This window comes from Isoalcanivorax indicus (assembly GCF_003259185.1).
Lineage (GTDB): Bacteria > Pseudomonadota > Gammaproteobacteria > Pseudomonadales > Alcanivoracaceae > Isoalcanivorax > Isoalcanivorax indicus.
Genome location: NZ_QGMP01000002.1, coordinates 76,277 through 93,900 on the forward strand (window position 1 = coordinate 76,277; position 17,624 = coordinate 93,900).

Annotated in this window: 16 protein-coding genes; 11 read left to right on the forward strand and 5 right to left on the reverse strand. The window is 64.7% G+C overall.

The window, feature by feature from the left end:
• Positions 1-25 precede the first annotated feature (25 nt).
• From DKW65_RS12240 to DKW65_RS12265, 6 genes are read left to right on the forward strand one after another with little or no spacing between them, the layout of a single operon-like run.
• Positions 26-1,393, forward strand: a complete 1,368-nt coding sequence (locus DKW65_RS12240) for a M16 family metallopeptidase (protein ID WP_245932506.1) — start codon at positions 26-28, stop codon at positions 1,391-1,393.
• Positions 1,386-2,831 (forward strand): M16 family metallopeptidase, encoded by a 1,446-nt coding sequence (locus DKW65_RS12245; RefSeq protein WP_245932507.1) that lies wholly within the window; start codon positions 1,386-1,388, stop codon positions 2,829-2,831. The genes DKW65_RS12240 and DKW65_RS12245 overlap by 8 nt, the downstream gene beginning before the upstream one ends.
• A gap of 10 nt (positions 2,832-2,841) precedes the next feature.
• Positions 2,842-3,435, forward strand: coding sequence for a 16S rRNA (guanine(966)-N(2))-methyltransferase RsmD (gene rsmD / locus DKW65_RS12250; protein WP_111657706.1), 594 nt, complete (start codon positions 2,842-2,844; stop codon positions 3,433-3,435).
• A 17-nt stretch (positions 3,436-3,452) separates the two neighbouring features.
• A complete protein-coding gene (locus tag DKW65_RS12255; protein WP_111657707.1) occupies positions 3,453-5,513 on the forward strand; it encodes a protein-disulfide reductase DsbD family protein in 2,061 nt (686 codons plus the stop codon).
• Positions 5,514-5,541: 28 nt separating this feature from the next.
• Complete coding sequence (locus DKW65_RS12260; protein WP_111657708.1) at positions 5,542-6,147, forward strand: thioredoxin family protein; 606 nt, start codon at positions 5,542-5,544, stop codon at positions 6,145-6,147.
• Between the two features lie 23 nt (positions 6,148-6,170).
• Entirely contained in the window at positions 6,171-7,202 is a 1,032-nt protein-coding gene (locus DKW65_RS12265; protein WP_111657709.1) for a hydrolase, read from the forward strand.
• On the opposite strand, the gene DKW65_RS12270 is transcribed toward DKW65_RS12265, so the two are convergent.
• Positions 7,192-7,869 (reverse strand): TetR/AcrR family transcriptional regulator, encoded by a 678-nt coding sequence (locus DKW65_RS12270; protein WP_111657710.1) that lies wholly within the window; start codon positions 7,867-7,869, stop codon positions 7,192-7,194. The two genes, DKW65_RS12265 and DKW65_RS12270, sit on opposite strands and share 11 nt — an antisense overlap.
• Positions 7,870-7,983: 114 nt before the next feature.
• On the opposite strand from DKW65_RS12270, the gene DKW65_RS12275 reads away from it, so the two are divergent.
• The 5 genes from DKW65_RS12275 to ggt all read left to right on the forward strand — a co-directional run bounded on the left by DKW65_RS12275 (position 7,984) and on the right by ggt (position 13,924).
• Entirely contained in the window at positions 7,984-9,426 is a 1,443-nt protein-coding gene (locus DKW65_RS12275) for a coniferyl aldehyde dehydrogenase (RefSeq protein ID WP_111657711.1), read from the forward strand.
• 7 nt (positions 9,427-9,433) lie between these two features.
• Positions 9,434-10,000, forward strand: coding sequence for a Tat pathway signal protein (locus tag DKW65_RS12280; protein ID WP_111657712.1), 567 nt, complete (start codon positions 9,434-9,436; stop codon positions 9,998-10,000).
• Positions 9,997-11,619, forward strand: a complete 1,623-nt coding sequence (locus DKW65_RS12285; protein WP_111657713.1) for a GMC family oxidoreductase — start codon at positions 9,997-9,999, stop codon at positions 11,617-11,619. The genes DKW65_RS12280 and DKW65_RS12285 overlap by 4 nt, the downstream gene beginning before the upstream one ends.
• Positions 11,620-11,680: 61 nt before the next feature.
• A complete protein-coding gene (coaD, locus tag DKW65_RS12290) occupies positions 11,681-12,172 on the forward strand; it encodes a pantetheine-phosphate adenylyltransferase (protein ID WP_111657714.1) in 492 nt (163 codons plus the stop codon).
• A gap of 54 nt (positions 12,173-12,226) precedes the next feature.
• Positions 12,227-13,924 carry a gamma-glutamyltransferase gene (gene ggt, locus DKW65_RS12295; RefSeq protein ID WP_111657715.1) on the forward strand — a complete coding sequence of 566 codons (1,698 nt, stop codon included), beginning with the start codon at positions 12,227-12,229 and terminating at the stop codon, positions 13,922-13,924.
• Here the strand turns inward: ggt and DKW65_RS12300 are convergent, their stop codons facing one another.
• The 4 genes from DKW65_RS12300 to mutM form a co-directional block, all read right to left on the reverse strand.
• Positions 13,925-15,625, reverse strand: coding sequence for a vWA domain-containing protein (locus DKW65_RS12300; protein ID WP_162925846.1), 1,701 nt, complete (start codon positions 15,623-15,625; stop codon positions 13,925-13,927). It abuts the gene before it with no gap.
• Positions 15,626-15,681: 56 nt separating this feature from the next.
• A complete protein-coding gene (locus tag DKW65_RS12305) occupies positions 15,682-16,227 on the reverse strand; it encodes an outer membrane beta-barrel protein (RefSeq protein WP_162925853.1) in 546 nt (181 codons plus the stop codon).
• Between the two features lie 28 nt (positions 16,228-16,255).
• Positions 16,256-16,615, reverse strand: a complete 360-nt coding sequence (locus tag DKW65_RS12310) for a hypothetical protein (protein ID WP_111657718.1) — start codon at positions 16,613-16,615, stop codon at positions 16,256-16,258.
• A 160-nt stretch (positions 16,616-16,775) separates the two neighbouring features.
• Positions 16,776-17,585, reverse strand: a complete 810-nt coding sequence (gene mutM / locus DKW65_RS12315) for a bifunctional DNA-formamidopyrimidine glycosylase/DNA-(apurinic or apyrimidinic site) lyase (RefSeq protein WP_111657719.1) — start codon at positions 17,583-17,585, stop codon at positions 16,776-16,778.
• Positions 17,586-17,624: the final 39 nt, after the last annotated feature.

Below are 17,624 nucleotides of genomic sequence, written 5' to 3' on the forward strand. Positions count from 1 at the left end.
ACGCAGAGAGACGCGCAGCCCGCTTATGAGACGACTTCCAGCGACACCTCTGATCCGGGTCATGATGGCCCTGCTCGCCTTGGGCGGCCTGATCGCCAGCGCCCGGGGCGAAGTCCCGCCGACCCATGAATTCACCCTGGGCAACGGCCTGAATGTGATGGTGCGCGAGGATCACCGCGCGCCCGTGGCCGTGGTCATGCTCTGGTATCGAGTGGGCAGCATCGATGAGCCGCCGGGCATGACCGGCATCAGCCACATGCTGGAACACATGCTGTTCAAGGACACGAAGCACCTCACCCCCGGCGACTATTCTGCTCTGGTGGCCCGTTTTGGTGGCCAGAGCAATGCCTTTACCGCGTACGAGTACACCGGCTATTACCAGCAGTATGAGGCGTCACGCCTGCCGCTGGCGCTGGAACTGGAAGCCGAGCGCATGACCAACCTGCGCATCGACCCGGAGGAATTCCAGCGCGAGATCCAGGTGGTGCTGGAAGAGCGGCGCCAGCGCACCGATGACAACCCCAACGCGCTGGCCTGGGAAAAATTCACCGGCATCCTGCGCCCGGGGACCGGCTATGCCCACCCGATCATTGGCTGGCGCCGGGAGATCGAGCAGTATCAGCCGGACATGGCCCAGCACTGGTACGAGCGCTGGTACATGCCCGGGAACGCCACCCTGGTGATCGTCGGTGATGTCACCCTGGATCAGGTCAAACCCCAGGTCGAACGCTTCTTCGGCAGGATTCCCGCCCGCCCGGTGCCTTCGCGGCCAGAACCCCGGCAGGCTGACATCGCGGGCGAGCGGCGCCTGAACCTGGTGCTGCCGGTGCAGGTGCCGACGCTGTACATGGGCTGGAACCTGCCGTCGCTGCGCACGGCTGAAGATCCCCACGAGTTTTACGTGCTGAGCATGCTCAGCGGCGTGCTCGACGGCGGCAGCAGTGCGCGCATCGAGCGCAACCTCGTGCGCGGTCAGCGCCTGGCCGCAGGCGCGGGCGCCAGCTATCAGGGCCTGGCACGGGGCGATGGGGTATTTGTGGTCAGCGCCACCCCCAATCCGGGTGTCATGCTGGACGATCTGGAGGCCGCCATCGAGGCCGAAATCCGCGCCATCGCCGAGACACCGCCAGCGCAGTCCGAACTCGATCGGGTCCGTGCCCAGGTCCTGGCCAGCCATGTCTTTGGCCAGGATTCGCTGTTCGGTCAGGCCATGGAGTTGGGCTATCTGTCCATGCTCGGTGTGGACTGGCGCCTGCGCGCCAATATGGCTGAGGCGCTGGCCGCCGTGACGCCGGAAGAGGTGAGTGCGGCGGCCCGCCGTTATCTCGTTGCCCAGCGCCGCGCTGTGGCCCATGTGCAACCCCAGGTCAGTGAGGCCACCCACGATGAGTGATTCCCGTTATGTAGCAGCGTTGATCGCCGTACCGGTGCTGATCGTCCTGGTCATGGTGGTGGCCAGCCGTACTCATGATCGCGACACCTCAGCCGCCCCGGTCTCCTTCCCGGTATCGCTGGCCGAGGTGGAAGCGGCGCAGCCGGGCCGCCGGGAGCTGGCCATCCAGCACTGGCAGACCGACGCGGGCAGCCGGGTCCTGCATGTGCAGACCGACCAGCTGCCGATGGTGGATGTGCGACTGGTCTTCAATGCCGGCAGCGCCCGCGACGGCGATCTCGCCGGGCTCGCCTCCCTCACCAATGCCCTGCTGGATCAGGGCGCGGACGGCATGGGCGTGGACGAGATCGCCAGCGGTTTCGAGGACCTCGGGGCTCGCTTCGGCAGCAGCAGCCACCGGGACATGGCCCTGGTAACCCTGACGTCGCTCAACGACGCCGAATTTCTCGAACCGGCACTGGCGCTGACGGCGCGGATCCTGCGCGCGCCGGACTTCCCCGAGGATGCGCTGAACCGGGTGCGCACGCGCATGCAGCAGGGTCTGCTGATGCAGCAACAGGTTCCCGGCCCGCAGGTCTCCCGGGCCTTCCAGGAGACCCTGTTTGGTGCCCATCCCTATGGCATTCCTTCGTCCGGCACGCTGGAAAGCCTGCCGCGTCTGCGCCGGGACGATCTGCAGCGCTTCTACCGGGACTTCTACACCGCCGGGAACGCCGTGATTGCCGTGGTCGGCGCGCTGAGCGAAGCGGAGGCACGCGCTCTGGCCAACCGCCTGAGCAGCGCCTTGCCCGAGGGCGGCCGCGCGCCCGCCCTGCCGCAGGCCGAACCGCCCGCCGAATCGACCCGCCGCCACATCACCTTCAATTCCTCGCAAACGCATATCCAGATCGGCACCCAGGTCATCAGCCGGGATCATGAGGACTATGTGCCGCTGTACGTGGGCAACCACGTCTTCGGCGGGGGCGGCTTCAGTGCTGTGCTGATGGACGAAGTGCGGCAGCGCCGTGGCCTGGTGTATGGCATTTCCTCGTCCATTACGCCGATGGCGGCCGCAGCGCCGTTCCAGATTGCCCTGCAGACCGGCAACGACAACGCCGACGAGGCGTTGGGCCTGACCCTGTCGCTGCTCGAGCAGTTTGTCGAGGAGGGCCCCACGGACGAACAGGTGCAGCGTGCCATTGATTACCTGACCGGCAGCTTTGCCATGAGCACAGCCTCGAACAGTGCCATCGTCGGCCAGCTGGGCTCCATCGGCTTCTACGACCTGCCGCTGGACTACATGGACCAGTTCCAGCGGGACATCGCCGCCGTGACAGCGGAACAGATCCGCACGGCCCTGCGCCGTCATCTGGATCCGACCCGGCTGGCGATCGCCAGCATCGGACCGCGCGCTCCCGAGGCTCGGCTGCCCGATGACGATCCGGACGGCGCCGAATGAGGACCCTGCCATGACCACCAGCAAGGGCAGCGTGCGCATCATCGGCGGCCAGCACCGGGGCCGCCGATTGCAGTTCACCGATCAGGGCGGCGACTTGCGCCCCAGTGGGGACCGGCTACGCGAAACCCTGTTCAACTGGTTGCAGTTCGAAATACGCGGGCGCCGGGTACTGGATCTGTTTGCCGGGTCTGGCGTGCTCGGCGCCGAAGCGCTGTCCCGGGGCGCGGCATCAGCCGTGCTGGTGGAAAAGAAGCGCGAACGCGCCAGTGACCTGACGCGCCAGCTGCAACCGCTGTTCGGCGCCACCCTGCGGGTCGAATGCGCCGACGCCCTGACATGGCTCGCCCGCGGCGCGCCACCGGCGCCCTTTGACCTGGCGTTCATTGACCCGCCCTATGACCTGGGGCTGGTCCCGCCCGCCTGCGACGCTCTGGAGCGGGGCGGCTGGCTCAGCCGGGAGGCGCTCATCTATGTCGAAACACGGCGTCATGATCCTGCCCCGGCGGTGCCGGTAAACTGGCATCTGGAAAAGGAGAAGCTCGGCGGCGACGTGCGCGCTTGCCTGTACCGTCGACAGCCGGATGCCCCGAACGCACCGTCCTGAACTGAAGGAGAACCGGCATGGCCCGGACATCGCGACGCCTCACCCTGCTCCTGGGGCTCTGCGCCCTGGCCGCCCAGGCCGTCGGCGACCCGGCCCGTTCAGGCGAGGTCGAGGCCCCGCACATCCGCGCCGAACTGTTCAGTGACGCCGACCGTGTCGCGCCGGGCGATACGCTGACCCTGGCGTTGCGTCTGCAGCCCGACGAGGGCTGGCACACTTACTGGATGAACCCGGGCGACTCCGGCCTGGAGACCCGTATCGACTGGACCTTGCCGGACGGCGCCGAGGCCGGGCCGATCCAGTGGCCGGTGCCGGACCGCTTGCCGGTGGAACATCTGGTCAATTACGGTTTCGAGGGCGAAACCCTCCTGCTCAGCGACATCACTCTGCCCCTGGAGATCGCGCAAGACGATAGCGTGACCCTGACCGCCCAGGCCCGCTGGCTGGTCTGCGAAGTGGAGTGCATTCCGGGCGACGCCGAGCTCAGCCTGACCCTGCCCGTGGGCGACATCACCGACCTGTCCGCGCACACGGCGTTGTTCCAGCGCGCCCGCGCGCGCCAGCCGCAGGCGGCAGACTGGCCCGCTGCCTTCAGCATCGAAGCGACCTGGCTTGAAGTCACCGTCGCCCCCGACCGCCCACTGACGCCGCCACTGCAATTCTTCCCCGGCACCACCGAGCTGGTGGAACATGCCGAAAACCAGCAGTTTTCCACCGATGAACACGGCAACCTGATCATCCGCCAGCCGCTGAACGTCTACTTCCACACCACTCCGGCGCAGTTCCCGGCGGTACTGCGCGACGCCAATGGCGCCTGGTCGCTGACCGTGGGTGGCACTGAAGCGCCGCCCACCGGTGAGGACCGCGCAGACAGCGCCACCGACACGGTACCCACGCGGCTGCTGGCCCTGCTGCTGGCCTTCGGCGGCGGCGTGTTGCTGAACCTGATGCCGTGCGTCTTCCCGGTGCTCTCTCTGAAAGCACTCGGCCTGGCCCGCCACGGCGGGCATCGTGGACATGCCCTGGCATACACCGCTGGCGTGCTCGCCTGCTTCCTTGTCATTGCCGCCTTGCTGCTGGCGCTGCGCGCCGGGGGCGCCGCCCTGGGCTGGGGCTTCCAGTTGCAAACCCCCATGGTGGTCGGCGGACTGGCCTACCTCATGTTCGCGCTGGGGCTGGCCCTCATGGGCGTGGTGCAGTTGGGTGCGGGCTGGATGGGCGCCGGCGAAACACTGACCCGCGACACCGGCCTGCGTGGCAGCTTCTTTACCGGCGTTCTGGCCGTGGTGGTCGCCAGCCCTTGCACCGCGCCCTTCATGGGCACCGCGCTCGGGTTCGCCGTCACCCAACCGGCGCCGGTCGCGCTGGGCATTTTCGCCGCGCTGGGCCTGGGCCTGGCCTTCCCGTTCCTGCTGATCGGGTTTGTCCCGGCACTCGCCCGGCGCTTGCCGAAACCCGGCCCGTGGATGGGCATCTTCCGGCAAGCCATGGCTTTCCCGCTGTTTCTCACCGGCGTCTGGTTACTCTGGGTGCTGGGCCGCCAGGTGGGCATTGATGGGCTGACCTTCGCCCTGGCCGGTCTGGTGGTGCTGGCGCTGGGTCTGTGGCTGTGGGGGCTCGGCCAGCACGGCCGCCAACGCCTGCGGCTGGCCGCCGCCCTGGTGATGCTGGCGGCACTGTGGCCCCTGTGGCAGGCCAGCGGACAACAGGCCACCATCGCCGTGACCGCTGACGATGATCGCTGGACGCCGCAGCGTCTGGCAGCGCTGCGTGCCGCCGGGGAGCCGGTGCTGGTCAACATGACTGCTGACTGGTGCATCACCTGCCTGGCCAACGAGCGCGTGGCACTGGACACTGACATGGTTCGCGCCGCCTTGACGGACGGCGGCGTCTCTTATCTCAAGGGCGACTGGACCCGCCAGGACCCGGACATTACCGAGTACCTGGCCGGCTACGGACGCAACGGCGTGCCCTTGTATGTGCTGTATCCACGCGGCGGCGGCGCACCGCAGGTCCTGCCGCAGGTACTGACACCGACCCTGGTACGCGATGCGGTGAGCCGCGCCGCCAACCCCTGACACGATCAACAGATATGGAGCGCTACCCATGAAATCCCTGCACCTTGCCCTCACAGGCTGCCTGCTCGCACTGACCCTGGGCGCGGCCCATGCTGCACCCCGCGTGGGCCAGCCCGCCCCGGACTTCTCTGTCATCGATACCGCCGGACAGACCCACAGCCTGGCTGATTTTTCCGGACAGACCGTGATTCTGGAGTGGACCAACCACGACTGCCCCTTCGTGAAGAAGCACTACGTCAGCGACAACATGCAGCAGTTGCAGCGCCGCTATACTGAAAACGGTGCCGTCTGGCTGACCGTCATTTCGTCGGCACCGGGCAAGCAGGGGCATGTGTCCCCCGATCAGGCCGACGCCCTCACACGTGACCGCCATGCTGCCCCCACCGCCGTGCTGCTGGATGAGAGCGGCGACATGGGACGCGCCTACGACGCGCGGACCACCCCGCACATGTATGTGATCGACGCAGACGGGGTGCTGCGCTTCATGGGCGGTATCGACAGCAACCCCAGCGCCGATCCGGCAGATATCCCGGGCGCCACGCCCTATCTCGCGAACGCCGCCCGGGCAGTCCTCGATGGCCATACCCCGGACCCCGCCGTCACGCGCCCGTACGGCTGCACCGTGAAGTATTGATGATGTGAGGTGGACCCGTTTTGATGAGCCCTTCAGCCACTGACCTTGCCGCACGCCTCCACGGCGCCACAACGGCGCCGTTCCATCCGCACCGGCTGCTGCGCTCGCGCCACCTGCAGACGATCTGGGGCCCTCTGTTCCGGCGGCCGCTGCCGTTGCTCCGCCGCGAGGAAAAACTGGCGCTGCGTGATGGCGACCACCTGTGGCTGACCTGGGCCGGCCCGACGCTGGGCGCGGGCTCCCCCGTGGTACTGATCCTGCACGGCCTGTCCGGCTGCTATGACTCGCATTATGCCCGCGGCCTGCAGGCACGCCTCGCCGATCTTGGCGTGACCAGTGTGGTGATGAATGCCCGCGGCACAGCGCGCCGTCACAACGACCGGGCCGACATCTACCATGCCGGGGAGACCCGGGATGTGGCCGATGTGATCTCGTCGCTGGCGGAGCGCAACGGCCATGGCCCGGTGCTGGCCGTCGGCTATTCCCTGGGCGGCAGCCGCCTGCTGAATTACCTCGCGGACAAGCCCGCACGCTGCGTCGCTGCCGCTGTGGCCGTGTCGGTCCCGTTGCAGTTGGCCCCCTGCTCCGCACAACTGGACCGGGGCTTCTCACGGGTCTACCGCAACCGGTTGCTCGGCGAGTTGCTGGAACAATTGCAGCAGAAGCACGAAAAACTGAAAGTCCTGGCCCCCCACGAAGCGCGCCGCCTTCAGCAGCTGGGACCGCTGGACGGTATTCGTACCTTTCGCGAATTCGATGACCGTATCGTGGCGCCCTTGCATGGCTTTCGCGACGCCGGCGATTATTACGCGCGTTGCAGCGCGGGGGAGAAGCTGGATCGCATCACCGTACCGACACTGATCCTGCATGCCGAGGACGACCCGTTCATGGTCCCCGACGTGATTCCGCCTGCCTCCCGGGTAAGCAGCGCGGTCACGCTGGAAATCAGCCCCCACGGCGGGCATGTGGGTTTTGTGGGCGGCAGCCCGAGAAACCCGGAGTACTGGCTGGAGTCACGTATCCCGGCCTTCCTGCGCCCCTGGCTCAAGGTGTGAACAGCAGATCCAGCGTATCGCCGCGGCCCATCCGGTAGCGCGCCTTCATGTCCTCAAGGTGGTCTGCGGCCTCGCCACGCAAGTAAGGCGCCTCCAGACAGATCACCTGATAGATGCCCTGACTCAACAGTGTCCTGTCCAGCGCCTCGCTCTGCCGGTCCGGCGGCACCAGGCTGTGGACAAAGCTAGCCCAGGACGCGGTCAGCACCCAGGTATTGACCAGCAGGGCCCTGAGCGTTTCGTCACTGGCCTCCACCAGCCCCGCCGCACGCAGCCCTTCATAGACCCCCAGCCCGCGATCCATGCTCTGACGCACGAACTGGCCATAGCGCTCACGCAGGTGCGGATCCTGATTGAGCAGATGCCCCAGGTCCCGGTGGAAGAAGCGCGCCCCCCACATGCTCTGCAGGATGGCCTCGAAATAGCCGATCTTGTCTTCCCAGGTCAGCGCTCGCCCTTCGGGTACGCTAAGAAAGCCGGTCACCAGCGCCTCATAGCGCTCGAACAGGCTGAACACGATCTGCGCCTTGTTGCGGAAGTGGTAGTACAGGTTGCCAGGGCTGATGCCCAGGGCCTCGGCGATATGGTTGGTGGTGACGTTGCGCTCACCCTGTTCGTTGAACAGCGCCAGGCTGGTGTCCAGAATGCGTTCCCGTGTTCCGGTCATATCAGGCCAATGTCTTTGCAATGTGGGTGGGTTACAGAGAGCAGATTGACAGTTAGAGTAATTACTCTAAGAATCGATAACAACTCATGATAACAAACCCAGGGAGGCGCAATCATGGTCGCCGAAGTGAAATCGATCCACGCACCTGAAGCCGAGCTGGCCCGGCTCCGCACCTTGTTCGACACGCAACGCGCAGCATTCCGCCGTCACCCCTACCCGACTGCCGAAGAGCGCATCGAGCACCTCAAGCGCATCAAACCGATGCTGCTGGACAATATCGACGCGATTGTCGAGGCCCTGAACAAGGATTTCGGCGGCCGCTCCGAAGACGAAACCCGGATTGCCGAAATCCTGACCAGCCTGGAAGGCATCAAGTACTACAGCAAGCGCGTGCGCAAGCTGATGAAGCCGCAAAAGCGCGCCTCCGGCAGCATGGGCTTCCCCGGTGCCTCCAGTGTGGTCTACCAGCCGCTCGGCGTGATCGGCGTGATCGTGCCCTGGAACTACCCGGTGTATCTCGCCGTCGGGCCGCTGCTGGCCGCGCTCGCTGCGGGCAACCGGGTGATGATCAAGATGAGTGAAGCCACCCCGCATATCGGCGAGCTGCTGCAGCAACTGATCGCGAAAACCTTCGGCGACGATCACGTGGTGGTGGTCAACGGGGACGTTGAGGTCGGCGTCGCGTTCTCGCGCCTGCCGTTCGACCACCTGCTGTTTACCGGCTCCACCTCGGTCGGCCGCCACATCATGCGCGCCGCCGCCGAGAACCTGACCCCGGTCACGCTGGAGCTGGGCGGCAAGAGCCCCACCATCATCGGCGAGGATTTCCCGATGAAGGATGCCGTGGAACGCATTGCCTTCGGCAAGTGCTTCAATGCCGGTCAGACCTGCGTGGCGCCGGATTACGTGATGTGCCCGCGCAACCGGGTTGACGAATTCATCGATGCGTTCCGCGCCCAGGTGGGCCAGATGTATCCGAGCATCGTCAACAACCCGGACGTCACCAGTGTCATCAACGATCGTCAGCACTCGCGGCTGAGCGGTTACATCGAGGATGCCCGCGCCAAGGGGGCGCGAATCGTCGAGATCAACCCGGCCAACGAAGACTTCAGCAACACGCGCAAGATGCCGTTTACCCTGGTGCTGGATGTCACGGACGACATGAAGATCGCCCAGGACGAAATTTTCGGCCCGCTGATGATCGTGCAGCCCTACGACAACCTCGATCAGGCCATCGACTACATCAACGATCGCCCGCGCCCGCTGGCGCTGTATTACTTCGACTGGAACAGCGAACGCGCCCAGTATGTGCTCAACAACACCCATTCCGGCGGCGTTTGCCTGAACGACACCATGAGCCACGTGGGCATTGATGATCTGCCCTTCGGCGGCGTCGGCGATTCCGGCATGGGGCATTATCACGGCCCGGAAGGTTTCTACACCTTCAGCAAGGCCAAAGGGGTGTTCCGCAAGGGCCGCATGAATGCCACACGCAATATCCTGCCGCCGTTCGGCCGTGGCATGCACCGCTTCATCTACAAGTACCTGATGAAGTGACCCGGTCATGGATGCGCAGAACGCCGGTCAAGTGCCGGTACCCGGCGGTGTAAGCCGCCGGGACTTCATCCGCTTTTCCATGATGGGGTCGGCGGTGGTGGCCTCTGGCGCCACACTCGCCGGGGTCAGCGGTTGCAGCCGCACCAGTACGCCCGCCACCGGTTACCGACATTTGCGCGACAGCGATCTGACGCTGCTGCGCCCGCTGGTGCCTGTCTTGCTGGCTGGCGCCTTCGTCGCCACCGAGGAGCGGGTGGAACAGGCGCTGCAGCAGATGGACCTGCTGCTGGACAGTGCCGTCGCCGGCGCGCGTGCCGACCTGTTCCAGTTGCTGGATGCCCTGCGCATCGGCCCGGCGCGGTGGTTCTTTACAGGCACCTGGCGCGCCTTCCATCGCCAGGACCTCGACACCCTGACACAGACTGTTGCCCACTGGTCGCAACGCGATAACGGCCTGGCACGGCTCGCCTTGCGCGCCATTCACCAGCCACTCGCCTGGGCCTGGTACCTGACCGAGGAAGGTGCGCGCAGCACCGGCTACCCCGGTCCGCCGAAGAAGGTAGTCGCCGCATGACACAAAATCTTTCCTCGCTTGAAATTCGCGGTATCCGCGACCCCTGGGTGGATGGCGTTGCCGACGGCTGGGATGTGATTGACGGTGCCGTGACCGATCGCGATCTGGCGCTTGAGGCCGACGTCGTCATCATCGGCACCGGCGCCGGCGGCGGGGTCAGTGCGGAAATCCTCAGCCAGGCGGGCCTCAAGGTCATCATGATCGAAGCCGCGCGGCTGAAAAGCTCCGATGCCTTCGACATGAAGGAGGCCGAGGCCTATCGAGACCTGTATCAGGAAGGCGCAACACGCACCACCAAGGATGCGGCCATTTCCATCCTGCAGGGTCGCGCCGTAGGCGGTACCACCGTGGTCAACTGGACCTCCAGCTTCCGCACTCCGGCGCAAACGCTGAATCACTGGCACGACGCTTTCGGCGTGCAGGGCCTGCGCCCTGAAGACATGGCGCCCTGGTTCGAGCGCATGGAGCAGCGCCTGAAAGTCAGCCGCTGGGTGATACCCCCGAACGCCAACAATGCCGTGATCCAGCGTGCCGCTGAAAAACTCGGCTGGCACTGGGATGTGATTCCCCGCAACGTGGATGGCTGCTGGAACCTGGGTTACTGCGGCACCGGCTGCCCGACCAACGCCAAGATGTCGATGCTGGTGACCACCTTGCCCGAGGCCATGAAGGCGGGCGCCACCCTGGTGCACAGCGCCGAAGCCGCGCGGCTGCACCATGATGGCAAGCGCGTCACCGCCGTGGAATGCACGCTGCTCGGCGCAGACCGGCAGCCCAATGGCCATACCTGCACGGTGCGCGCGCGGGCCGTCATTGCCGCAGGTGGCGGCATCAATACGCCGGGCCTGCTGCTGCGCTCAGACCTGCCGGACCCCCATGGCCGTATCGGCCAGCGCACCACCCTGCATGTCACGACCTCGTCGTTCGGGGTTTATGACGAGGAAATCGCCGGCTATTACGGCGCGCCACAGTCGCTGTATTCCGATGAATTTACCTGGCGTGACGGCGTGACCGGCAAGGCGGGCTACAAGCTCGAGGTGATGCCCGTGCACCCCGGCATTACCTCGGTACTGCTGGATACCCACGGCCAGCGTATGCAGGAAGAGATGCGCGAGCTGCCCCACTTGTCCGCCAGTATTGGCATGCTGCGCGACGGCTTCCACGACGATTGCCCTGGCGGGAACGTCGAGTTGCGCACGGACGGCACGCCCGTGGTGGACTACCCGATCAACGCCTACCTGATGGAGGGTGTGCGGCACAGCCTGCTTTCCCAGACAGAGATGCATTTTGCCGCCGGCGCCCGCAAGGTGCGGGCACGTCATTCCCAGGCGCAGTACCACGACAGCTGGGCCGAGGCGCGCGACGCCATACGCGACTACACCTATGAAGCGCACTTTGCCCTGATGGGCAGCGCCCACGTGATGGGCGGCTGCGCCATGGGCGAAGACGAGCGTCTGTGCGTGACGGACAGCACTGGCCGCTTCCGGCAGCTGGAGAACCTGTATGTGTTCGATGGCTCAGTGCTGCCGACCAGCCTGGGGGTCAATCCCCAGCTGACGATCTACAGCATCAGCGCGCGCAATGCCTCACGGCTGGCGGAGCAACTGACCACGGGGTGAGCCCCGTGGCCGATTCCTGTATGCTCGCCGCATTGTTGTTGTCTGCTGAGAGCCGCTTGCCATGACCAACCGTGTTGTCTACCCCGGCACCTTCGACCCGATCACCAATGGCCACAAGGATCTGGTGGAACGCGCCGCCGCCATGTTTGACGAAGTCATCGTGGCTGTCGCGGTCAGCGAGAAAAAAGGCCCCCTGTTCAGCATCGACGAGCGGGTGGCGCTGGCCGAACAATGCCTGGGCCACCTTTCCAACGTCAGAGTGGTCGGCTTTTCGAAACTGCTGGCGTTTTTCTGCCAGGAGCAGAAGGCCAATATCCTGTTGCGCGGACTGCGAGCGGTCTCGGATTTCGAGTATGAATTCCAGCTGGCCAACATGAACCGCAAACTGGCTCCCGAGCTGGAAACCGTCTTCCTGACGCCCGCCGAACACCTGTCATTCATCTCCAGCAGCCTGGTGCGCGAAATCGCGCTGCTGGGCGGCGACGTAAACCAGTTTGTGCCGGCATCCGTAGCCGATGCCCTGGCCGCCAAAAAGGCCGCAAGAGAGGGCTGACACGCCCTCCCCCGGGGTGCGCCCGGTCGGCCGCCCCGCAACCGGAGCCCGATCATGCGCTATCGCCTTGCTTCACTACTCCTAGCCCTGACGCTGCCGCTGCTGGCCTGGGCCGAGACCCTGCGCCCCTCCGCCGCAGCCATCGCCAGCGCGCACCCCGCCGCAACCCACGCTGGCCTTACCGTGCTGGAGGCCGGCGGTAACGCCTTCGACGCCGCCATCGCGGTCGCCGCCGCTCTGGCCGTGGTCGAGCCAGCGGGCTCCGGCATGGGCGGTGGCGGCTTCTGGCTGCTGCACCGCGACACCGATGGCCACCAGACCATGCTGGATGCGCGTGAAACCGCCCCCGGTCGGGCACGGCATGACATGTACCTGGATGCACAGGGCGAGGTGGTGCGCGACCGCGCCATCAATGGCCCGCTGGCCGCCGCCATTCCCGGCCAGGCCGCCGCCTTCGTGCACCTGGCGGACCACTATGGCGCCGTACCCTTGTCCGTATCACTGGCCCCCGCCATCACGCTGGCGGAAGAAGGCTTCCCGGTCAGCCCTCGCTACCGCATGCTCGCCGGTTTCCGGGAAAGTGCCCTGCAACGTTACCCGGAAAGCGCCCGGATTTTCCTGCACGACAGCACGATACCGCCAGAGGGTCATGTCATCCGCCAGCCTGAACTGGCCAAGGTGTTGCGCACCCTGGCCGACGAGGGGTTTGCCGGTTTCTACGAGGGAGATATCGCTCGGCTGATGGTCGAGGCCGTACAGCGTCACGGCGGCATCTGGTCGCTGGCAGACCTGCGCGATTACCGGGTCGTGGAGCGGGCGCCCATCGTGACGGAGTTTCGCGGGGCACGTATCATCTCTGCCCCCCCGCCGTCCTCGGGCGGCGTAGTCCTCGCTCAGGTTTTCAACATGCTCGCCCGCTTCAACGAGGGCGACATCGACCCGGCACTGCTGCCTCACCTGAACGTGGAAGCCATGCGCCGCGCCTACCATGATCGCGCCGTGTACCTGGGCGACCCGGATCATATTGATATACCGCTTGAGACACTGCTCGATCCGGCCTATGCCCGCAGCCGCGCCGCCAGCATCCGCCTGGATCGCGCCACGCCCAGCAGCGATCTGGGCACCCCCATGGCGCAGCCTGAAGGCACTCACACCACACACTTTTCGGTGCTGGATCAGGACGGCAATCGCGTGGCCGCTACCCTGAGCATCAACCTGCCCTTCGGCTCCGGCTTCACGGTGCCCGGCACCGGCATTCTGCTCAACAATGAAATGGACGATTTTTCCGCCAAGCCAGGAGAACCCAACGCCTACGGCCTGGTGGGCAGCGAAGCCAATGCCATTGCCCCGGGCAAGCGCCCGCTATCGTCGATGACGCCGACCTTCGTGGAGTGGGACGATCAAGTGGCGATCCTGGGCACCCCGGGCGGCAGCCGTATCATCACCATGGTGCTGCTGGGCATCCAGCAGGCACTGGCCGGTGAACCGGTAGACGCCTGGGTCAGCGCGCCGCGCTATCACCATCAGTATCTGCCGGATGTCGTGCAGGTGGAACCGGACGTGATGGGTACGCCATTGGCGAAAAAACTGGAAGTGCGCGGCCACACGCTGGAATCCGTGGGCCGCACTTATGGGGATATGCATGCCATTCATTGGCAGCGCGGATCGGAAGGCGTTTCAGCCGCTTCCGATCCGCGCGGGGAAGGTCAGGCCAAGAGTGCGCCTCGCCCGGAAGCCGGGACTCGGTACTGATCAGCCTTCGAACGGTGCCGCACGTTGCACGCTCAGAATAGCGCTGCTGCGGCAACCAGCATAACCGAAGAGCCCGTTTTCCGCAGCGTAAAGCTCTATGGTTGTGTCGGTGCCCGGGCTCACAAAAATATACTCGCTGGCATCGGTCAACATGATGAAGTGCGGATCGGTACCCCCCCCATCGTGGATGACCGCGCCGTTGGTGTCGAAAATGACAAACTCGGCGCGCTGGTTGATGGGGATGAATTCATGCTCACTCACCCGCACCGCCCACTCGTACTCACCTGTACCGGGGCAGTGATGGCCGAGCCAGTTGTCCACCCAGCGGAGGGCCTTCATTTTTGTCGTTTCATGTATGAATGGCGCTGTATTACTGGCCAGTGCATAGGTACCGCGGTTACTGCCCGTCGCACCCCCGATATTCCGGGACACAGTGCAATCTCCGGTGGTGCAAAGCCCACCGCCGAGCGTCAAGGTGTAGGTTTCGGGTACTTCCTGCTCTCTCGCATCTTCAGAAGCCAGATGATGCAGCAACCTGATGCCAGCTGAGCGGGCAGTTTGCTGGTCAGCCAGATCTGCAAGCAGGGCGCTCAGCGCTGCGGCAGATGTGACATGCGGTACATCGGGATCTACCAATCGCAGAGTCTCAACGTCGGCATCCGGACCATAAGCAATGATCGAGACCCGGCCACTGCGCATCGCGTTGCGAATGGCGTCCACCTGGAGGGCACTCAAAAGATGACGCCCATCGGTAATAACCACTGAATCAATAGTCTGGAAATGCGCAGCCGAAACAGAGTCCCCTGAGCTCGCCGCCGCATTGAACAGCGCGGTATTCAGGTTTGACCCAGGCTTGAAGGCCCCACCCGGCGGCAGCCAGTAGTCCAGCATGCCCGCAAAACCGAACTCCGACCGATCACTGGCAGCCGGATAAATGTACCGCGTCTCGGGCCCCGCATCGAATACAGCGAGATACAGACGGTGGTCATAGTCCGGATTGGTGTGCGCGTACAGGTCCAGCAGGGCATCGGATATGCCTGGCAGGTGGTCCCTCATGCTCTCACTGGCGTCAACGTGAGCAATGATGACCCGCTGTCGTTCCGGATTGTTCTCGAGATGCAAATGCTGCTCTTCCGTGGTGGCAACATCGATCCCTTTGTGCAGTACGGCCAGATTGGAAAGCTGAAGCGGCCCGGTATAGACACCGCCCGGACGGACGATGCGCAGCGCCATGGTGACCAGCGAACCTTCCTGACCCGCAGCGGAAATTATCCGCAACTCTCCGGTGCCATCGTCCGGATCAGAGGGTTGCCCCGGACCACCGGGATCACCCGGATCGCCAGGGTCTCCCGGGTCGGTCGCGTCGCCGCATATCACATGGTTATCGCGCGTAACGGAATTCGACGTGGTTGTCTGTGATCCATTACTGAAGCGGCATTCAGCGCCGCCTGTCGTAGAGGTGATGCGCAGCGTATAACTGTCACCGTTTGCCAGGCGCTCAGCGAATGTCTGGCGCCCGTTGCTGGTGAAGGCCAGCACCTGGCCATTATTCAGGCTCACGCTGACGCCCTGCCCGGGTTCCAGCCCGGCAACCTGCACGGCAGGCCGCGCGAAGGTGATTCCGCCATCGCCGCCGGAAGAGCCGCCACAACCGGATACCAGCGCTGCCAGAACAACGCACAAGAAAAATGTCCTTTTCACCGCATACCCCCGATAGGCTTTACGTTGTTATCCTCGCCCAACCCACTCCCGATGGATCAGAAACGCCAGATAAGTCCCGCAGAGGGGCCCTTCAGGCGCAGGTTTTCCGTGTCATAATACTGCGTGAATTCCAGGTTCAGGCCAACGCGCTCGCCCAGATAGATATCCACACCACCCGCTACCGTGATGTCATCAAAGGAGCCGGTCACTTCATTGCCATTGACCAGCGTGACGCGCTCGCGCACATAGGAGTAGCCTGCGCCAACATAGGGCCGGAAGATGCCGATCTCATGACCTGCCTGCAACATCATGGTGATGATGTAATCGTGGCGATAGTCGCGAACGCCGACCGACGACGTGCCACTCTCGTCATTCAGCGTCGTACCGATGCGTAACTCGGAAGTGAATATCTCGTTGAGGTGGCCACCGATACGCGCAAACACTTCGCCCGTCTCGTAACGCCCCTGACCAAAGAACCGGTCATACTGTTCGAGTTCCGCGTAACTGATGCCCACATAACCTTGCATGCGTTGCTCGGCATGGGCGACAGCACCCCCTGCAAGCAACATTCCGGAGAGCAGCACAGCGCCTGCTTTTTTCATTATTGAGTCTCCCGACACGAACATCTGCTTATCTGTTGGCCCGTTCGGTGCGGCGTTCCGCACGGCGCTGTTCATGCTGGGCGGGTGTACAGCCCAGGCAACGCAAGAAGGTGGAACGCGCCGGTGCTTTCACCAGGCGCTCGCCCGCCTCATCCACGTTGCCGCCCAGGGCGCTGAAAGGCAGTGATGCCGTAAACGCCACCAGCCCCAGACCGGTAACAACCAGCATGACAGGACGCACAAACACCGCATCACCGATGGTGGCCAGCTCACCGGGGCGTTCTTCGGCGTAGACGCTGTTCGCCTGCCCGGTTACCGGCATCAGACCCGCCATGATCAGGGAGGCGGCAAGGATACCGGACAGCACCGGGTGCTTGGCTCGCTGCATGATCAATCCCTCTTTATGTACGCGAAACGCTTGTTATAGTTAAAGTGCTGCCATCAGTGTGGCAGCTAAGTGGTTAATATACCGACAATTGGTTCACAATCTACACCTTTGGTGCTAGCGCGGCAACCAACCCCCGAAAAGTGCCTGACCCGAGGGCGTTTCAGGTCTGACATACGGCGCAATAGCTGGTGCTGCGCTGGCCATGGCGCGAGCCTTTCAGAGCGGCCCCGCAGCGAATACAGGGCGCCCCGGTTCGGCCATAGACCGCGAGCGACTGGGCGAAGTAACCGGGCTGACCGTCCGCGCGGGTGAAATCGCGCAAGGTGGTGCCACCCGCCTCGATGGCACGCCCCAGCACCTCGCGGATCGCCTCAGCCAGGCGCAGGTAGCGCGCGGCGCTGATGCGACCCGCCGGGCGCGACGGGTGTATACCGGCCATGAACAGGCTTTCCTGAGCGTAGATATTGCCCACGCCCACCACAGTGCGATTGTCCATGATGAAGGTCTTGACGCTTTGCCGCCGCCCCCGCGAGCGATGGAAGAGCGCCTCACCGGTGAAGGCGTCACCGAGCGGTTCGGGCCCGAGGTGGTCAAGCAGGGCGTGCTGACCCGGGGTGGCTGTCCAGAGCAGGGCGCCAAAACGCCTCGGGTCGGTAAAACGCAGCACTTTGCCGTCATCAAGCACGAAATCGGCATGATCGTGCTTGCCATGGGGTGTTTCTGCCGGGATCACCCGCAGCGATCCGGACATCCCCAGGTGCATCAGCATCTGGCCGCCGGGAAGGTCTACCAGCAGGAACTTGGCGCGGCGCGCCACCCCCGAGACCGGGGCATGCTGCAAGCCCGCCACCTCGTCAGGCACCGGCCAGCGCAACTGGCGCTGCCGCAGCAGCACGCGCTGGATACGACGACCCTCCAGATGCGGCGCAATTCCCCGGCGCGTGGTCTCGACTTCTGGCAATTCGGGCATGGCAGGACCTTCACTCCTGTAGCGGGCATGGTAGGCTTG